This window comes from Lachnoclostridium sp. Marseille-P6806 (genome assembly GCF_900625025.1).
Classification (GTDB): Bacteria; Bacillota; Clostridia; order Lachnospirales; family Lachnospiraceae; genus CAG-791.
Genome location: NZ_LR130584.1, coordinates 86,401 through 104,122, shown reverse-complemented (window position 1 = coordinate 104,122; position 17,722 = coordinate 86,401). Strand labels below are relative to the sequence as shown.

Here is a 17,722-nt window from a genome sequence, read left to right as displayed (position 1 = left end):
AGTTCCACTTTTTTATGCAGCAAAAAGTCTCGTTGAAGAACAATCTTATTTCTCTTCTGGATCTGACTTATCCAGGCGCAAACGCCCTGTTTGACAGCCCTGTTCGCTCTGACGGAAGCGAAAAATGTATTGTTTTTTTCAGTATTTGTTCCTTCTGTACTTGTTTTATCTTTATTTATTTCTCGCGGGTTTCCCGGATCCGATTCCGCCGTATCCGGATTTTCCGTATACGGTGAAGCTGTACCCGGAAATGCTGTATCCGGCAAAACTCCGTCCGGCATCTCGTAGATCACATATTCGATCTCGCCCATGCGGCCGTTCTCCTGCCGTTTCTGGCTGCGGATCAGGTAGCCGCATTCCTCCAGTTCACGGAGCGCCGTGTTCACGCTGTCCACACCTTCCTTGCTGATCGCCGCGATCCCCCGGATGCTGTAATGCCATTCATCCGGCAGGCTCAGGAACAGGGAAAGCAGCCCTTTTGCTTTCAGGCCCAGGTTCTGGTCCCGCAGGTGGTAGTTGCACATGGTCGTATAGTTGGTATTCTTCTCAACGCGGAACACAGCCATGATGGCCACCGCCTTTCCTGCTATCGGATGCCGCCGGGATCAGATAAGGACAGGTTTTAAAGACGCAATCGCCCCTGGCAGAATACGGTATATGGTACCGGCAGTTCCTGCATTCCGGATACCTGCCTTCACAGCCATCGTCATAATGATTGCTGCCGGGAGCCTCCCGCATCAGAGCCTCGATAGCCCCAGACTTTCCATCTGTAAAGCTCATGTGATCCGTCCTCTCCGGTGCATCAGAAAAGGGAGCAATATCCGCTTTTTGTAATAAGCCTCTAACGCTCCCTTGTTCCGGTATGCTCCTGTGCTGTTATAATGCTGCTTCCGGCGCGATCCTTCCCGGTGCTTTTGCTTTCGGTGCATGCTCCATCGCCTCTTTCTTCTTTTCTCCCAGCTGATCCAGAATGGACGGTTTCTTCTCCGCTGCAGCCCGTGCTTCCGCTTTCTTTTCCAGCTTCTGTGCCAGCTTCCGTTCAGCGGTTTTGTCTGCCAGTTCGAATACCCTGTCCGCCTTGTCGTAATGGTAAACATTGTCCGACAGGCGCTCTGCCGGGGCTACCTGCGTCTCGTTGATAGACTGCACCATGGCTGCCAGCTCATGGTAATCCGCCTTCCCGTCATCCGGCACCAGCAGCACTTCATGAATGGATGAGGGGAGAACGAAGAAGTCTCCTCCGAGCTTTTCCACCGCCTGCTCCATGAAGCCGGGATACTGGATTACGGAAGCGCCCATGAAAGCGCCTTTTGTCGTGGCCACCAGCATCATGGGTTCCCCGGGAATCGGTTCCTCCGGTTCCATGCCCATCATGTCTGCCATCACTTCCTGCATGGAGCGGAGAGATCCCGGATGGGTAAGCGGTGCATTCTCCAGCGCGTCCTGATGGAGCTGGTCTGCCGTAATTCCAAATGCATCCAGTTGCTGGTTGGTAATAACGGAAGTCATCTTGCCGCCATTACTATCGCCCATATCCAGGCGATAGATCAGGGCCATGTCCTCCACCTTCTTATGCGGGACATTGCCCAACCTGTCTTCATTCCCTTTCTGCGGGATCATCTCCATCATCAGCTTTGGCTTCATGGCCTCGTAGTCAGACAGCTCCCCTATATTGAACTGGGGAGTCCGGTCCACTACCTTCATAAGCTGGGCTTCCACATCCTGCAGAATGTCCTCATACGGACGGCCCGCTTCAAAGGCCTGAAATGCCCCGGCCATGTTGAGGTTGGCTTCTACCGGAGAATTTCCGCTGCGGAAGGATAGTCCGCGGTAGGATTCCCCCTGGAGCTTCTCCACATCCCGGATGCCGATCCTCACATCGGCAAGCTCCGGCGGAAGATCTGCGGCAAACCGTTCCGTCAGTTCTTCTTTCATCTGTTCCAGAAACTGCTCGTAATTCATCTGTCGTCCTCCTTTGCGTGAAATGATAAAAGGCCGGTCAGAATACCTCCGAAGAGGCTCTGACTGGCCTATGTAATGGACGATTGATGATTAAAATATACGGGGAATCATTCCTTAGGACAAGGAACAACCGCCTTTTTGATTAGCAGGAAAATTAGCTGGGAAAATCGGCAAATTAGCGGGAAGCCCGTTTTGATTAGCAAAAATCGCGATTTTTTGCTAAAAATTAGCTGGCTAACGGAAGAGGATGGTTGAGTGTTCTACGCCTTTCCGATTAGCAAAAATGGAGCTTGCAAAACGGGTTATGTACGAAGTTCGATAGATGTGCTGGATATGAAAAAACCGGAAACCCTTTATTTACGCGGGTTTCCGGACTGTTGTCTGGCGTCCCCGGGAGGATTCGAACCTCTGACCTTCCGCTTAGGAGGCGGACGCTCTATCCTGCTGAGCTACGGAGACGTGTATGAAATTGGTGGATTTTTAGGTCTCCCGACCTCGCGCCTGTTTTTCAGCTGATGGCCGTTTCTCCCTGTTCTTAGGAAGCGGACGCTCTATCCTGCTGAGCTACGGAGACACATGTAAATTTTGGCTTATTTACGGGCTTTTCGGACCCTCCGGAGCCGCCCGGATGCCTCCGCTTCCTGCTAATGGGCTGACGCCCCGGAGGCCTGATTCCGAGAAACGTCGTGGACGCCATTCTGGCGGAAGGTGCCTGTTGCACTTTTCCCAGTCCCGACCGGATTCGAACCCCGCACTTAGGTGCTTTTTGGATTTCGGCAAAAGCTGCCGGGAATCCTTAGGAGGCGGTTTTTCTGGCCTGCTAAGCCACCCGAGCATGGCGCTACACAACTGCGGAGATATTATAACATATCTTCAGTGTCGGCGTGCTGTATTCGAGATGATTTTTGCAAAAACCAAAATTGTAAAAGTAACTTCCCAAAGAAAATCCCGTTGCAGATCCCGTTGTGGGATTTACTTTGAGAAGTTACTGGATTTTTAAGGCTTCAGGTGAGTTCAATAAAACATCTTTCCGTTACAATAGAGTTGTTCAGCCTCTATTGCAGGAAAGGTGTCCATATACATTCAAGGTCAGACCTGCCTGCATAGACAGCCGGGGAAAGCTGTGATTCGTTTTTTTGACGTAAATACTTCATAATAAGCAGAGAAAGTCATAGCCGTGCAGCGGCCTGGAAAGGAGGAGCGGGAAACGAAAACGGAGAGAAAAGAAAGAACTGGAGCAAAAGAAGCCGGAGCAAAAGGAAGAACACGCGTCCGCTGTTCTTTTCTGTCTGTCATCAGCCGTACCGTGGCAGCTTTTCTGCTGCTCATGATTGTGATTTTGTCTGCGATCTGGGCGAATACCTTTCTGTCCCTGCGCAGCAGTGCGGGAGAGCTGCTGCGTCAGACAGCGGAGAACGGGAGCACAACGCTGGCGCAGATGCTGGAATCCAACGACCGGGCGCTTGCGATTTTGTTTCAGGACACGGGAGATCTCGTCGCGCTGGAGCAGAGCGATATGGTCCGCCGGAGTGTGGCTGCGCAGGGGCTGGTCAAGCTGATGCGGGATCTCATGTACGCCAACAGCGATATTCATGAGCTGGCGCTGTATGACATGGCCAGCGGACAGTACCTTTCCAAGTACAGCGCCCAGTTTTCTTACGCGCAGGATCAGGAGATCCGGCAGTATTTGACCGATACGGAGATGGAAGAAACCGGGAGGATCATGGGCAGGTGGGAGACTGTGCAGATCGGGGATTTTTCCTATCTGATGCGCTGCTACCGCAATAAGAATCAGAGGATCGCCGCATTTTTGCCGGTGCAGACGGGCGGAAAAATATTCCTGCCGGTCTCCGGAGGCTTTGCCGCACTGCTGGACGCAGAGGGAAATCCTCTTTACAGCGCGGGGGAGATTGCAGAACCGGGGGCGGGAGCGCTTTTGGCAGAGCTTTCGCGAAGCGGAGGGCTTCTTTCCGGCAGGGGAGCGTTTTGGACGGCCCGCGGCAGAATGCTCGTCTATATAGACCGGGTGCCGGATACGGATCTGGTGATTCTTGCCGGTATGCCAAGAAGCCGGGTGATCGGCAGCTTCAAGCTGATCCAGCTGCTCATTCCGGCGCTTGTTTTTGCGGCTCTCGTGCTGACGGTTCTGTTTATTCGCTACGCCCGCAGTGCTGTGGTGATCCCGGTGCAGGAGCTGCTGTCTGCGATGAGCCGGATTGAAGAGGGCGATTCGTCGCTGCGGCTTCCGGGCACGGCAGAGACGATGGAGTTTGACCGGATCAACCGGAGTTTTAACCGTATGATGGACACCATCGTCAATCTCAGAATACGATCGTACGAGGATCGGATCCAGTTTGACGAGGCGACGCTCAAATATGTTCAGCTCCAGATCCGGCCGCATTTCTTTCTGAATGCGCTGACGACGATCCACAGCATGTCCTATCAGAACCGAAATGAAGACATTCGGAGGTATATCGAGAGGCTCTCCGAGAATATCCGCTACCTCTTTAAGGCCGGGCTTCACACTGTGTCGCTTTCCGAAGAGATCCGGCATGCAAGATCGTATATCGACATGCAGAATATGCGGTACCCGGACTGTGTGTTTGCTTTCTTTGATGTGGAACCCGGCATGGAGGATTATCAGGTTCCGCAGCTTCTTGTGCACACGATGCTGGAAAACATTTACAAGCATGCGGTATCGCTGAACCGGCTGACCTCCATTCTCGTCGGTGCACATGAGGAGGAACGGGACGGGGATAAAATGCTGCATATCACGGTGGAGGATGATGGTGACGGTTATCCGGAGCAGTTCCTTATGGAGGTTCGCAGCGGCAGGATGACGATTCGTGAGGACGGACACGGGATCGGGCTTTGGAACTTTAAGAAAACGCTGTCTCTGATGTACAGGAGAGAGGATCTGATAGAGTTTTCCAATCGCGAGCCGCACGGGAGCCGCGTGGATATCTGGCTGCCCCGCCGCGCAAGACGGCAGAGCACCATTTGGAAGCTGTAAGAGACGAGGCGGCCGCGAGCAGAACAAAGCAGCAGAGCAACGCAGCAGGATAAAAAGGAATGCGAACAGAATGAACGTTCTTGTCATCGATGATGATATGCCTACGGTCGACGTGATCGTGCAGGCCATGGACTGGCAGCATTTTGCCGTGGACCGGGTGTTTTCCGCCTACAATGCGGAGGATGCGCGGAAAATTTTTGCTTCGGAGCAGGTGGACGTTGCGATCTGCGATATCGAGATGCCGAGGGAGAGCGGATTGGAGCTGCTCTCGTGGGTGAGAGAGCGCGGCTTCCGGACCCAGTTTATTTTTCTTACAAGCCATGAGCGATTTGACTTTGCGCAGACGGCGATCCGCTATAACGCGTCGGGCTATGTGGTGAAGCCGTTTTCCAAAAGCAGGATGGAAACGGAGCTCTACGGGGCGATACAGAAGCTCCGGCAGGAGGAGCGGTACCGGGAGGCGACCAAATATGAAGCGTGGTTTTCTGATACGCTCGAATATGTGGAAGCGGGCTTCTGGGAGGATCTTCTGCACCGGAAGCTGACAGCGGAGCGGAGGGCCGTCGAGCGGGAGCTTCGGGAGAGAAAACTGGACATCCCTGTCGGAGGCAGCTATTGTCTGGTTCTGCTGATCTATGGATTGAGTCTTTTCTCGTCCGGAGAAAACCGGCTTCTGTCTTCTGAGGCAGGGGAGGAGAACCGGGCAGGCGGCACGGCCGATGCGGAGGAAAAGCTCCGCGCAGCGCTGTCTTCGTTTTTGCGGAGCGAAGCGTGCGAAAAGTATGGATATAAGGGAAAGCTCGCGGGGCTTGCGGAGGAGTTGCAGAGAAATGCACTTGTTTTTTCCGCAGTTCTCGAGGGGCAGGAGCCGCAGACATTCGCAGACGCAGAGGGGCTTGCCGCATGCTGTGAGGCGCTGAATGAACGGATCGCAAAGCAGCTTCTGGCTCCTGCCACGATTTATGTCGGGGAACCCTGTGTGCTCTGGAGGCTTCCGGAGGAGAGGAAAAGACTGCTGGCCCTCGATGCGGACAATGTCTCCCGCAAGGGACGGGTCCTCACCGGCGCAGAGGCACAGGCGCTTGCGGCGCCGGCAGGAGAGGAGCCGGTGATCGACATCCGGCAGGTGAGGAGCTTTCTTGTGGACAGGAAAAAGCGGGAGCTTCTGGAATATTTACGGCAGCGGCTCGAAAAGCTTGCGGCGGGACGCAGACTGACAGCCGCGGCGCTCCATCAGCTGCGGCAGGATCTGCTGCAGTGCGTGTATGTATATCTCGCGGATCGGGAGATCATGGCGGCGCAGCTTTTCGGGGATCCGGGCGCGGCGGAGATGGAGCAGCGGGCGGCGGACTCTGTTATGGATATGATCCGCTGGCAGGTGTTTTTCATCGGCAGGTCCATGGATTATGTCGAGGAGGTGGACCGCACGGACTCTGTGACGGAGCGTGCGCGCCAGTTTATGCAGGAGCATTACAGTGAAAATATTTCGCGGACGGAAATCGCGGCCAGTGTGTTTCTGACCCCGGAATATGCCGCAAAGCTCTTCAAAAAGGAGACCGGCATCAGTCTTCGGCAATATCTGACGGAGTGCCGGATCGGGAAAGCAAAGGAGCTTCTTGCATCGAGAGACGTCCGGATCAGTGATGTGGCGGCAAAGGTGGGCTTTGATAATTTCTCGTATTTTTCAACGGTGTTCCGCAAAGAGGTCGGCTGCACGCCGAATGAGTATCATATGGGAGTGCGGCCATAGTGACGGCATGTGCGGAAAAGGAGAAACAGCAGTCCTTAAAAGTGGAAATGGAAAGCCTGTTTTTGAAAGAACATTTTCGGGAGTCTTCCTATACTTATACTCAGCATAGATTTATGACATTGGCGGGAAAAGCAGCATAGAACCCGCAGCAAGGCAAAGGGAGGGAATGAAAATGTTCAGGAAAGCAGTCAGTATTCTGCTGGCAGCAGGTATGACACTGCCGCTTGCGGCCTGCGGTTCGGCAGCGGGAAGCGGCGCAGCGCAGGACGGACAGCAGACGGAGGCGTCCGCGGGGACAGAGGAGACGGGCGACAGCGGAGAGTATACGCAGATCACCTATGCCTTTGTGAGCTTTAATACAATCCCGGATGATACTTCGGCCGTGGAAGAAAAAATCAACGAGATTTCGAGAGAAAAAATCGGCGTCGAGGTTCATCTCATGCCGCTGTCGATCGCGGACTACACGCAGCAGGTCAGCCTTGCGGTGCAGAACGGTGAGGTCGACCTTTTCCATACGCTGGGTGATCTGGGCAACGACATTGCGCAGGATATGTGCTGCGACATCACCGATATGATCGATGCGGATGCCCCGGAGCTGAGAAATCTGATCGAGGAGGACTGGTTCAAGACGACCAGCCAGAACGGCAGAATTTATGCGGTTCCGACGCTCAAGCCGTTTGCACTGCAGCCCATGCTGATCTACCGCAAGGATATTGCGGAGGAGCTCGGCCTTGACATGGATTCGGTAAAGAGCGCAGAGGATCTGACGGCGATTTTTGAAAAGGTGAGAGAGGCACATCCGGAGATGACGCCTCTTGCCCCGGTTTCCCAGGGCGACAGCGGCCTCACGAGGTGGATCACGAACATTGACTGGCTGGGAGATTCTTTCAGCGCGCCGACAGGAGTTCTGCAGGGCGATGACATGACCGTGACCAGCTACTATGATCTGGCCGATTTTGAAAAATATGCAAACCTGGTGAGAAGCTGGTACGAAAACGATCTTATTATGAAAGATGCGGCGACGACCACCTCGGCGGCGGCGGAGCTGATGTCCTCCGGAAGCTATTTTGCTTACAGCGCGTCGTACAGTTATCCGCTGGAGGACACGGCAGCGTCTCTGTCGGCTCCGTCCGGCTATGACGTCGGCGCGATCGCGCTTGGCAGCGCGTACCTTGATACTTCGGCCATCAATGCGGTGGCGCAGGTCGTGGCTTCGACCTCGGAGCATCAGGATGCGGCGCTCAAATTCCTCGAGCTGACCTACACCGATCCGGAGGTCATCAATACCATGCTGTATGGCATCGAGGGCGAGGACTACGTTAAGAATGATGACGGAACCGTCTCCTATCCGGAGGGACAGGATGCTTCTACGGTTTCCTACACGGCGCAGCTCTCCTGCGGCGTACTCGGCAATTTCTTCATTCAGTGGCCTCTGCAGGGCTCCGGCTCCGAGGAGTCTCTGGCATGGGAGAACGAGCAGAACCACAAGGCGGCCAAGTCGCCTGCGATGGGCTTTACCTTTGATGCAAGCCAGGTGCAGACGCAGTATACGGCGGTCAACAATGTCATCAAGCAGTACTTGCCTGGCATTGCCTGCGGTTCGGTCGATCCTGCCGCGGCGCTGCCGGAGTTCCGTGAGGCGCTGAGGGATGCGGGATATGACGACATCCTTGCGGCAAAGCAGACCCAGCTCGATGCGTGGCTGGCACAGCAGTAAGGAAACGCGGTCATCCGAAAGTGCCGGAATGGCACGGCAGTAAGGAAACGCGGTAATCTCAAATCTTAAAACTCTCCTCTCGTTTTTGAAAGAAAGCGGGAGGGGAGTTTTTGTATGATGAAAGAGTAGGAAAGAGGCGCTTTGTGCCGTTTGCCGCCGGACCATCATCCGGCAGGCGTGCGCTTTTGGTTTACTGGCTTTGGCAGGGAGGAAAATATGTCTGCTCCAAAAAAGAAAGTTCGTGTCAAATATGCAAAATCCGGCCCGCTTCTTTTGATCGCAGCACCCGGAATCGTGTATCTGCTCATCAACAACTATATTCCCATGCTGGGAATCTTTCTGGCTTTCAAGCGGTTCAGCTACAAGAAAGGAATTTTCGGCAGTGCATGGAGCGGACTGGACAATTTCCGTTTCCTGTTCCAGTCCAAGGACGCGGTGCTCATGACCCGCAATACGCTGCTCTACAATCTGGCGTTTATTGTGCTGGGGACCATCTTTGCCATTGCCATTGCGATTATGCTGAATGCGCTGGGCGATTCGATCCGGACCAAGTTTTTCCAGTCGGCGCTGCTTCTGCCCAACCTGATGAGCTGGGTCGTCATTGCCTATATGGTCTATGCGTTTCTGAATGCAGACAGTGGCTTTGTCAACAATACGATAATCCGGCTGCTCGGAGGCAGGGAGATTGCCTGGTATATGGAAAAGGGATACTGGCCCTTTATTCTCGTCTTCGTCTTCCTGTGGAAAAATGCGGGATATCAGTCGATCATCTATCTGGCCAGCATTGCGGGCATCGACAAGTCGATCTATGAAGCCGCCAGCCTTGACGGCGCCTCCCGCTGGCAGCAGATCGGACGGATCACCCTGCCGCTGTTAAAACCGACGGTCATTATTCTGACGCTGATGGCAGTCGGGCGGATCTTCTTCTCTGATTTCGGCCTGTTTTATCAGGTGCCCATGAACTCCGGCGCGCTGTATGAAACGACGCAGACGATCGACACATATGTATACCGCGGCCTGATGGAGCTCAATGATGTGGGTATGTCCGCGGCGGCCGGGCTGTTTCAGTCGGTCCTCGGCTTTATTGTCGTCGTCACGGCGAATGCGCTGGTACGCAGGTTTGATGGTGAAAACGTGCTGTTTTGATGAGAGCGAAGCGGTTATGCTTACGGCGTGCGCCTTTGATGGCAGCCGCAAAACCGCCTGCGCGGATTTGGCAGTCGCGAGACTCGCACGGAAAGTGCTTCGGCATGGAGGACTTTTATGAACACACAGACAAAAAATGCGGCGCGGGACGACCGCATGATTTCGGATACCGGACGGTTCAAGGCCGTCTCCACGATTGTTCTGGCGCTCTTTACGGTGATGGCGCTGCTTCCCATCCTGCTCATTGTTATCGCGTCCTTTACGGATGAAACAACGCTGCTGCGCGACGGATACAGCTTCGTTCCGAAGCTTGTTTCTGCGGATGCCTATGTCTATATGTTACAGCAGGGCGCCACGATTTTGCGGGCTTACGGCATTTCCGTTCTGGTCACGCTTGTCGGGACGGTTGTCAGCGTGCTCATCACGACAATGATCGCCTATCCCATGAGCCGCAAAAACTTCCGCTATCGGAACGTGCTTTCCTTTTTCGTATTTTTCACCATGCTGTTTAACGGCGGCGTTGTTCCCTCCTATATGATGTGGTCTCAGATTTTTCATATCAAAAACACGATCTGGGCGCTTATCATTCCCAACTATCTGTGCGGAGCCTTTAACATCTTTCTGGTGCGAAACTATTATGCCAACAGCATTCCCGATGCGTTGATCGAATCGGCGCAGATCGACGGAGCCTCGGAGCTCACGATCTTCTTTAAGATCATTTTTCCTCTGGCGGTGCCCACCGTCGCGACCATTTCGCTCTTTACGGCGCTGACCTATTGGAACGACTGGGTAAATGCACTGTACTACATCCAGAAGCCTCAGTATTACGGCATTCAGAACCTGCTGATCCGGATCATGAACAATATTCAGTACCTCAAGAGCGGCGCGGCCAGCGTGGCGGTCGGAACCGGAGCGGTCTCCCTGCCCAGCAACGCGGTCCGCATGGCGATGGCGGTGATCGGGATCCTGCCGATTGTGATGATCTATCCGTTTGTGCAGAAATACTTTGTAAAGGGCGTTGTGGTCGGCGCGGTGAAAGGATAAACGAAAGGGGAAGGTCTGACAATGACGATTGCGGAAGTATTAAAAGCGGTGGCTGCCTATCATCCTGACCTCGGGCCGGACTATGGCGGCTGCGACGGGATCAAGACGGGGGATCCGGAGCAGGAGTGCACGGGAATCGTGACGGCGCTGGTGCCGACCGCCGAGGTGATCGACAAGACGGCAAAGCTGGGTGCCAACCTCTTGTTTGTGCATGAGCCGACATGGTATTTGACGCCGGACTATCCCGATTGGAGAGCCGCGTTTCCCTGCCATGTCTATGAGCAGAAGCGCAGGGCGGCGGAGGATCATCAGATCGTGATTTACCGCGATCATGACCATATGCATGCGCACCGGCCGGACAGTATTTTTACCGGTGTGATCCGATATATGGGCTGGGAGCCGTATCTTCTGAAAGAGGATCACACGGTCCCCTTTGGCTATATGATTGAGTTTCCGGAGCCCAGGACGGCGGAGGAGATCGGGCGGGAGCTCTTAGAAAAAATCGGGCTGAACGGAACCCGCTATATAGGCCGGCCGGATGCGGAGATTCGCAGGATCGCGCTGGTGGGGCACCTCTATCCGGAGGCTTTTATCCCCTCGAGCGTGACGAACGGCATTTATACGGACTATGCGACGGAAATCATCCGCGTGCTGGAGCAGGAGAATGTGGATGCCATTCTGCCGGGAGAGATCATCGAGTGGAATGTGCTGTCCTATATTCGGGATGCGGCGTATTATGGTGAAAATAAGGTCTGTTTCAATATCGGCCACTATAACTGGGAAGAATTGGGTGCGCGATATGCCGCAGACTGGATGGGGGAAATCACGCACCGCAGGGTGCCGGTCCGGTATGTGCCGACGGGGGATATCTGGAACTTTATGCTGAGGAAATAGAGGATGCAGTGTAAGGCCGCTGCGCATTTACAACGGCGCCCGCGTTCCCGAAAGCTTCTTCTGGCGGCGGGGCCGTGCCTGCAAGCCCTGCGGCTCAGGTTGTGCCGCGGCGGACGAGCGACACCTCCAGCACAGACTGCGTGGGAATGAAGTGCGCCGGGTCGTATTGGAGAATCGCGTCGACGGCAAGGCGGCTCATTTTTTCAATGGGCTGCCGAATCGTTGTGATCGGAGGACAGACCCATGAGGCCATGGGGAGATCATCAAAACCGACGATGCGAATCTCCTCCGGAACCCGGAGCCCTTTTTTCTGGCATGCGGCGAGCAGCTGGATGGCGGTGATGTCGCCGCATGCAAAATAGCCGTCAATGTCCGGCCTTTGTTCCAGAACCGAGGAGCAGAACTCCTCAAAGCACATGAATTGAAACTGTTCTTCTTTCGCTTCAAATACATGACAGGGAATGCGATTTGTCCTGCACACGTCCTGAAATGCGTCAATGCGTTTATCTGCGGCCATCGCGACGTCGCTTCGAACCAGAAAAGACCCGAGACGGCGGCATCCGCAGTCGATCAGATGCTGTGTTGCGATTCTGGCGCCCTCATAGTTGTCGCATACGACAGCGGAGGTGTTTTCGTTGATCACGCGTTCCAGAGAGACGACGGGGAAATTGCCGTTCAAGTCGTTTTCTATCCCCGGCGTGCGGCTGGAAATGACGATTCCTGCAACTTTGTTTGCTTTAAGGAGGGAGATATATTCCTTTTCCTTATCCGGCTGCCGGTAGGAATTGCAGAGCTGAATACGGTAGCCTTTTCGAAAGGCATAAATTTCCATCTTGTCAACGAGCTCGGAAAAGAACGGATTTGCGATACTGGGAACAATGACGCCGATGACGTTGGTGCGTTTATTGCCCAGTGATCTGGCGGCTTCGTTGGGGATATATCCGAGCTTCTGAATGGATTCCCGGACTTTGCTTCTTGTCGATTCGCTGATGGCGCCCCTGTTGTTCAAAACTCGCGATACGGTGGTGACGGTGACTCCTGCGTCTGCGGCAACATCAGCCAGTGTAATGCTCATTTCTGTACAGTCCTCTGCATGGATTCTGAAACGAAATATGAAAAACTCAGACAGGCAGGCCCTGTCTCTTTTTGCTTCGTGTTTATGATTATTATGGAATTGCATGGAGATGTCAAACACAGGCGTGACGCGATGTGCGCTGCCTTGCATCAATAATGTCAACCGATTGACGCATATTCGGAATGAAACCCGAAAAATTCCGGAGAAAACCGCGATATAATTAGGAAAGATGCATAAAAAACAATCGAATTATTAGGTAATATGAAGAAAATAATTGTCAAACGATTGACAATAAGGTGATGAAATTTTATAGTGCATATAGGGACAGGGCGCGAATGCGCCGGAAGGAGATTAGTGTGAAAAATCACGCTGATGCGCTGATTTGCTCCGTGAGCGAAAAGTGCTGTTACGTAGTGGGACGGCATGAGACGCGAAGCGGCTCGTATCTCTGCGCGCCGGCGCAGAGATTTTGCACACGGCTATTTGTGCCGAAGCCAAATAGCCCCTGACCGCAGCTGTAAAACCGCCTGCGCGGATCTTTCAGTAAACGAAAAATGCTGTCAGGTGGAGGGATGGAATGAGCCGCAGAGCGGCTCGGCAGCCCGCGAGCTGGCGCAGGGCGTTTTTACAGCGCGTGCCTCGCACAAAGTGCTTCGGCAGGGAGGATTATTATGAAAAAAAGAGTAGTTGCGGCAGTGCTTGCAGGCGTGATGGCGGCCGGTCTTGCGGGCTGCGGAGCAGCGGCCGGCACAGCTGCGGAAACGGCGGCAAGCCATGAGGATGCGGCTGTTTCTGAAGAGCAGGGAACGGAGGAAGCGGAGTCGGAGACCGGAGCGGATGCTGCGCAGGAGCCCGTCAGTATTTCGTTCTATACAACGGAGACCGGCAAGGACGATATGTTCCAGGATCTGATCCGCGATTTTCAGGAGAAGAATCCGGGAATTACCGTGGAATATATTGCGGCGGGAGACGATCAGCTGCAGAAGTGGATGTCGCTTTATGCCAGCAATGAGGGGCCGACGGTTTCCCTGATGGATCCGATCAATATTTATGAGAACCGCGAGAGAATGAAGGATCTGACCGATAAGGAGCTGATCGCCAATATTCAGGAGGACGCGCTCAGCACATTTACCTTTGACGGCAGGATCTACGGTGCGCCGTACACGGCGGCGGGCATCGGGATTCTTTACAATCAGGCAGTCTGTGATGAAGCAGTCGGCGGAACCTTTGACCCGGCTTCCATCAAGACCCGTTCTGATCTGGAGGATCTCTTCAATAAGATCGAGGCGACCGGCAGAGCGGGAACGATGTTCACCGGTGTCAACTGGTCGCTCGGCGCACATTATGTCGGCATCACCTATGGAGCCGCCAACGGAGATGTGGAGGCAAGAGTGCAGAAAGTCGCCGATCTGAAAGCCGGGCAGCTTTCTCTTGCGGACGACGAGGTTATCAACGATTATTTTGATACCTTTGATATGATGGCCGAGCACAATTACAACAAAGAAGATCCGCTGGTCGGCAACATCAATATGGATGCGCAGGCATTCGCTGACGGAGCAGCAGGCACATGGTTTATGGGCGACTGGGCGTGGACCTATCTCGGACCCATTGTGGAAGAGGGAGCGGAATTCGGACTTCTTCCGGTTCCGCTCAATGACGATCCGGACAACGAGGTCAACACGCTCCTGCCCACCTCCTTTGCGAAAGGCTACTGTGTGGACGCTTCTCAGAACAGCAAGGCGCAGCAGGCTGCGGGCGTCAAATTTATTCAGTATATCACGAGCGACGAGTATGCCGAGGAGCAGCTGGCAAAGATCGCCGGGCAGGCGCTTCCGTACAAGAATTTTAACGGCGAGATCGAGAGCCCTCTCGGCAGATCAACGGCATCCTACATTTCCGCGGGACGGAATTATGATTTCTATGGCACGCCGGATCTTCTCCCGTCGGACTTCTGGTATGAGAACGGCGCTTACATGTGCGAGTACATTTCCGGCGCATGCGACAGACAGACGCTGTTCTCCGATATGGAAGCATACTGGAAGAATATACAGTGACGCAGAGCAATTGATACGATGATAAAAACGGGCGGGAAGCAGAATTTCCCGCCCGGCTCTTTTTGCAGAAACCGGTGCTTGTAAAAAAGTCGGGAAACTGCGGACAGGATTTTTATGAAAACACATGCCAGGCGAAGACCTATTACGGCGTTACAATTCTGCGGCTTTGCTCTTCCGTCTCTTCTGATCTGGACGGGCGTTGTGGCAGTGCCGTTTTTTTATGGAATCGGTATTACGTTTACGGACTGGAACGGGCTTTCGATGCATATCCATTTCACCGGACTGCAGAATTACAGAGCTGTATTCGGAGACAAGACCTTTCTGGTCTCTTTCTGGAGGACGGTGATTTATGTCCTTTTTACCGTTGCGGCAAGCAATGTCGTCGGATTTTTGCTGGCTCTGGCGGTGACAGGCAAGATCAAGGGGCAGAACCTTTTCCGGGCAGGCTTCTTCACGCCGAATATTATCGGCGGCATTATCCTCGGGTATATCTGGAATTTCCTGTTTTCGTATGCGCTGACCGGATTCGGCAAGTCGATCGGCTCGGCGTGGCTCTCAAAATCATGGCTCACAGACCCGTATAAAGCGCTGGCGGCACTCATCATTGTCAGTGCATGGCAGCTGAGCGGGTATCTGATGGTGATTTACATTGCCGGTCTGACGAATGTGCCGGAGGAGCTGATTGAAGCGGCAAGAATCGACGGCGCCTCGGCCGGACAGATTGTGCGGAGCGTCAAGCTGCCGCTGATACGGGAATCCGTTACAATCTGTGTCTTTCTTTCTATCGCCCGCTCCTTTATGTCATACGATGTGAACCTGTCTCTGACAGCCGGGGGACCTTACAAATCAACAGAACTCATTGCCTATAAAATCTATCAGACGGCGTTTACCAATATGGAATTCGGCAAAGGGCAGGCGCAGGCGATCGTTTTGTTTGTCATTGTGGCGGCAGTTTCCCTGCTGCAGGTCAGACTTACAAGAAAGGGGGCGGAGCAGTGATGGGAGAGAAAGGAAAGAAAAAGCTGGTCGTTATCGTGGTGGCGGCGGCGCTGGTTCTTTTTATGATTCCGTTCTATCTGCTGGTGCTGAATACTTTCAAGACGACCGCAGAGTTCACCAAGACCCCCTTTGCGTGGCCGCGGAGCTTTCGTTTTGATAATTATGCAGAAGCCATCCGCAGAATGGATTTTTTCATGCGCTGAAAAATACTGCGCTGATCACAGTGAGTGCGACGATCCTGAACACACTGTTTTCGTCGATGACCGGGTACTTCTTTTCGAGGAAGAAGGCGCTGCGTGTCAACAAAATCATTTTTGCGTGTTTTCTGGCGTCGATGGTGGCCCCGTTTCAGGTTTACATGATTCCGCTTGTCAAGATTTACGGCGGCATGCTGGGCCTTTCCAACCGGATCGGAATGGTTTCCTTTGTGGCAATCGGATTGAATGTGCCTTTTGCTGTTTTCCTTTATAATGGATTTATCGAAGCGATTCCCGGCGAGCTGGACGAGGCGGCGACGATTGACGGATGCAGTTTTACCCGCACATTCTTTGAGATCATTTTTCCCCTGCTCAAGCCCATTATGATTACGGTCATGGTTTTTGTGGGACTGGGGGTCTGGAACGATTACCTGATGACCAGCCTGTTTATGACAAAGCTTGAGACAAGAACGCTGTCCATTGCGGCCTTTACGTTTCTGAGCAATCACACAGCGGACTATACGCCCATGATGGCGGGACTTGTACTTGGAATCATACCGGTGCTGCTGTTTTACTTTGCGGGGCAGAAATACATTATTGAGGGCGTTGTGGCGGGCAGTGTGAAGGGCTGATCCGTGTACCGAAGCCCAAATCGCCGATTGCAGCAACAAAACCGCTTTCGCTGTATGACGACGGGAGTAGCCCTATCTGGCCTTTATCCCCGCGGCGGAGGGGAAAGGTACCATATTCTTATTGCTCACGGGGGCGGCTTCCGCTGGCGAACCGGCTGCTGCCCTCGTCCCGCATGGATGCCGCAGTGATCGGGTATGGAGCCATGACAATAGCTTCCTTTCCGCCTCCGTTCATGCGGGCTGACAGGGACATGGATGAGGAGGCGCTGGAATTTTGGGGAAGAACCAAAGCAGAGCGTCTTTACCTTGCGCCGGAAAAGAACGTTCGTGCGGATACGCCGCCGGTCTTCCTCTGGCAGACCGGCAGTGAGCCGGGAATGTACAGCATGACGCTTGCCAGAGCGCTGGAGGAGGCCGGAGTGCCCTATGAGCTGCACATTTTCCCGGAGGGTTCTCATGGCCTCGGATTGGCAGACGGCGAAAATAATCTGGAGGAGAAGAAAAATATGATGTTTGCCGCGGATAACTGCTGCAGAGCGGATGTCCTTCTGGCGATGGAGACCTCCCTGCCGCTGCCTGTTTATGCAGAATCAATGCGCCGCCTTTGTGCGCTCATTCGGGAGAGGGATATCAGGGAAACATGGCCGGCACATCACTCGGCGCCGGCGCTGCGGTATGCGTACAAGGACATTGCGATTGTCTGCAAAGCCTGAAGAGCGGAAACCTGATGCCTGCTTTCCGTGTCACAGGATGGCGCGGGAAGCGGGCCGATTGACAGGACGGACAGCCGGTAACGGCAATGGCGGATATTTATACGAGGAGTATTTGTCTATGAAAAAAGAGTTGTCCAATGAGATCATGCTGATTACCTATCCGGATTCCATGGGACGGAACCTCAGCGAGCTGGAAAGTATTCTGAACCGGTATTGCAGCGGGACGATCGGCGGCGTGCATATCCTGCCCTTTTTTCCCTCCTCCGGAGACAGGGGCTTTGCGCCGATGGCGTATGATGTGGTTGATCCGGCGCCCGGTCGTTGCGTCTCTTTTTGCGCTGATGCGGTTCCGCAATGAGACCAAGGCGTTTTCGGGGAGCTTCGACCTGCAGGAATGCGATGACGCGCATCTCGTGATCCGCAGAGAATGCGGCGGGGATGAGGCGGTTCTCCGGGCGGACTTTGTAAATAAGAGCTTTGAGATCACGCATAACGGCAGGCAGATTTCTTTATGATATGACTTGCA

15 protein-coding genes, 1 tRNA gene and 1 pseudogene are annotated in these 17,722 nt (G+C 53.9%); 13 read left to right on the top strand and 4 right to left on the bottom strand.

Annotation, left to right across the window (positions count from 1 at the left end; all coding sequences use genetic code 11):
- The 3 genes from E0E20_RS14830 to E0E20_RS11605 all read right to left on the bottom strand — a co-directional run.
- Window positions 1-566: helix-turn-helix domain-containing protein (locus E0E20_RS14830; RefSeq protein WP_207302872.1), on the bottom strand; the 566-nt coding region annotated here is incomplete at its 3' end.
- A 310-nt stretch (window positions 567-876) separates the two neighbouring features.
- On the bottom strand, window positions 877-1,962 hold the full coding sequence (locus E0E20_RS11610) for a DUF5688 family protein (RefSeq protein WP_130838355.1): 1,086 nt from the start codon (window positions 1,960-1,962) through the stop codon (window positions 877-879).
- A 382-nt stretch (window positions 1,963-2,344) separates the two neighbouring features.
- Window positions 2,345-2,421 (bottom strand) — tRNA-Arg (locus tag E0E20_RS11605).
- Window positions 2,422-3,268: 847 nt separating this feature from the next.
- Between E0E20_RS11605 and E0E20_RS11600 the strand changes: the two genes are divergently transcribed.
- From E0E20_RS11600 to E0E20_RS11575, 6 genes are all read left to right on the top strand, one after another.
- A complete protein-coding gene (locus E0E20_RS11600) occupies window positions 3,269-4,975 on the top strand; it encodes a sensor histidine kinase (RefSeq protein WP_130838354.1) in 1,707 nt (568 codons plus the stop codon).
- A gap of 70 nt (window positions 4,976-5,045) precedes the next feature.
- Window positions 5,046-6,725 carry a response regulator transcription factor gene (locus tag E0E20_RS11595; protein ID WP_130838353.1) on the top strand — a complete coding sequence of 560 codons (1,680 nt, stop codon included), beginning with the start codon at window positions 5,046-5,048 and terminating at the stop codon, window positions 6,723-6,725.
- Between the two features lie 172 nt (window positions 6,726-6,897).
- Window positions 6,898-8,442: an ABC transporter substrate-binding protein gene (locus E0E20_RS11590; RefSeq protein WP_165444096.1), complete on the top strand. Its 1,545-nt coding sequence runs from the start codon at window positions 6,898-6,900 to the stop codon at window positions 8,440-8,442.
- Window positions 8,443-8,658: 216 nt separating this feature from the next.
- Window positions 8,659-9,588, top strand: a complete 930-nt coding sequence (locus E0E20_RS11585) for an ABC transporter permease (RefSeq protein WP_130838351.1) — start codon at window positions 8,659-8,661, stop codon at window positions 9,586-9,588.
- A gap of 117 nt (window positions 9,589-9,705) precedes the next feature.
- Entirely contained in the window at window positions 9,706-10,632 is a 927-nt protein-coding gene (locus tag E0E20_RS11580) for a carbohydrate ABC transporter permease (RefSeq protein ID WP_242622774.1), read from the top strand.
- A 21-nt stretch (window positions 10,633-10,653) separates the two neighbouring features.
- Entirely contained in the window at window positions 10,654-11,526 is an 873-nt protein-coding gene (locus E0E20_RS11575) for a Nif3-like dinuclear metal center hexameric protein (protein WP_130838350.1), read from the top strand.
- A 94-nt stretch (window positions 11,527-11,620) separates the two neighbouring features.
- Here the strand turns inward: E0E20_RS11575 and E0E20_RS11570 are convergent, their stop codons facing one another.
- The gene (locus tag E0E20_RS11570) at window positions 11,621-12,601 is read right to left on the bottom strand and encodes a LacI family DNA-binding transcriptional regulator (protein WP_165444095.1); all 981 of its coding nucleotides are present in this window, start codon (window positions 12,599-12,601) and stop codon (window positions 11,621-11,623) included.
- Window positions 12,602-13,272: 671 nt separating this feature from the next.
- On the opposite strand from E0E20_RS11570, the gene E0E20_RS11565 reads away from it, so the two are divergent.
- From E0E20_RS11565 to E0E20_RS11535, 7 genes and pseudogenes are all read left to right on the top strand, one after another.
- Window positions 13,273-14,655: an ABC transporter substrate-binding protein gene (locus tag E0E20_RS11565; protein WP_130838348.1), complete on the top strand. Its 1,383-nt coding sequence runs from the start codon at window positions 13,273-13,275 to the stop codon at window positions 14,653-14,655.
- Window positions 14,656-14,769: 114 nt separating this feature from the next.
- Window positions 14,770-15,654 (top strand): carbohydrate ABC transporter permease, encoded by an 885-nt coding sequence (locus E0E20_RS11560; RefSeq protein WP_130838347.1) that lies wholly within the window; start codon window positions 14,770-14,772, stop codon window positions 15,652-15,654.
- Window positions 15,654-15,857: a hypothetical protein gene (locus tag E0E20_RS11555; RefSeq protein WP_130838346.1), complete on the top strand. Its 204-nt coding sequence runs from the start codon at window positions 15,654-15,656 to the stop codon at window positions 15,855-15,857. The genes E0E20_RS11560 and E0E20_RS11555 overlap by 1 nt, the downstream gene beginning before the upstream one ends.
- 20 nt (window positions 15,858-15,877) lie before the next feature.
- Window positions 15,878-16,483, top strand: coding sequence for a carbohydrate ABC transporter permease (locus E0E20_RS11550; RefSeq protein WP_130838345.1), 606 nt, complete (start codon window positions 15,878-15,880; stop codon window positions 16,481-16,483).
- Window positions 16,484-16,668: 185 nt separating this feature from the next.
- Complete coding sequence (locus tag E0E20_RS11545) at window positions 16,669-17,196, top strand: alpha/beta hydrolase (protein ID WP_130838344.1); 528 nt, start codon at window positions 16,669-16,671, stop codon at window positions 17,194-17,196.
- A gap of 118 nt (window positions 17,197-17,314) precedes the next feature.
- A pseudogene (locus E0E20_RS11540) lies at window positions 17,315-17,515 on the top strand (sucrose phosphorylase); the annotation flags it as partial.
- A gap of 22 nt (window positions 17,516-17,537) precedes the next feature.
- Complete coding sequence (locus E0E20_RS11535; RefSeq protein ID WP_165444094.1) at window positions 17,538-17,711, top strand: hypothetical protein; 174 nt, start codon at window positions 17,538-17,540, stop codon at window positions 17,709-17,711.
- Window positions 17,712-17,722: the final 11 nt, after the last annotated feature.

What these genes read in the sequence shown, in the direction of transcription:
- E0E20_RS11610 (WP_130838355.1), bottom strand. Translation starts at nt 1,962, where the DNA reads ATGAATTACGAGCAGTTTCTGGAACAGATGAAAGAAGAACTGACGGAA.
- E0E20_RS11595 (WP_130838353.1), top strand. Translation starts at nt 5,046, where the DNA reads ATGAACGTTCTTGTCATCGATGATGATATGCCTACGGTCGACGTGATC.
- E0E20_RS11590 (WP_165444096.1), top strand. Translation starts at nt 6,898, where the DNA reads ATGTTCAGGAAAGCAGTCAGTATTCTGCTGGCAGCAGGTATGACACTG.
- E0E20_RS11585 (WP_130838351.1), top strand. Translation starts at nt 8,659, where the DNA reads ATGTCTGCTCCAAAAAAGAAAGTTCGTGTCAAATATGCAAAATCCGGC.
- E0E20_RS11580 (WP_242622774.1), top strand. Translation starts at nt 9,706, where the DNA reads ATGAACACACAGACAAAAAATGCGGCGCGGGACGACCGCATGATTTCG.
- E0E20_RS11575 (WP_130838350.1), top strand. Translation starts at nt 10,654, where the DNA reads ATGACGATTGCGGAAGTATTAAAAGCGGTGGCTGCCTATCATCCTGAC.
- E0E20_RS11570 (WP_165444095.1), bottom strand. Translation starts at nt 12,601, where the DNA reads ATGAGCATTACACTGGCTGATGTTGCCGCAGACGCAGGAGTCACCGTC.
- E0E20_RS11565 (WP_130838348.1), top strand. Translation starts at nt 13,273, where the DNA reads ATGAAAAAAAGAGTAGTTGCGGCAGTGCTTGCAGGCGTGATGGCGGCC.
- E0E20_RS11560 (WP_130838347.1), top strand. Translation starts at nt 14,770, where the DNA reads ATGAAAACACATGCCAGGCGAAGACCTATTACGGCGTTACAATTCTGC.
- E0E20_RS11555 (WP_130838346.1), top strand. Translation starts at nt 15,654, where the DNA reads ATGGGAGAGAAAGGAAAGAAAAAGCTGGTCGTTATCGTGGTGGCGGCG.
- E0E20_RS11535 (WP_165444094.1), top strand. Translation starts at nt 17,538, where the DNA reads ATGCGGTTCCGCAATGAGACCAAGGCGTTTTCGGGGAGCTTCGACCTG.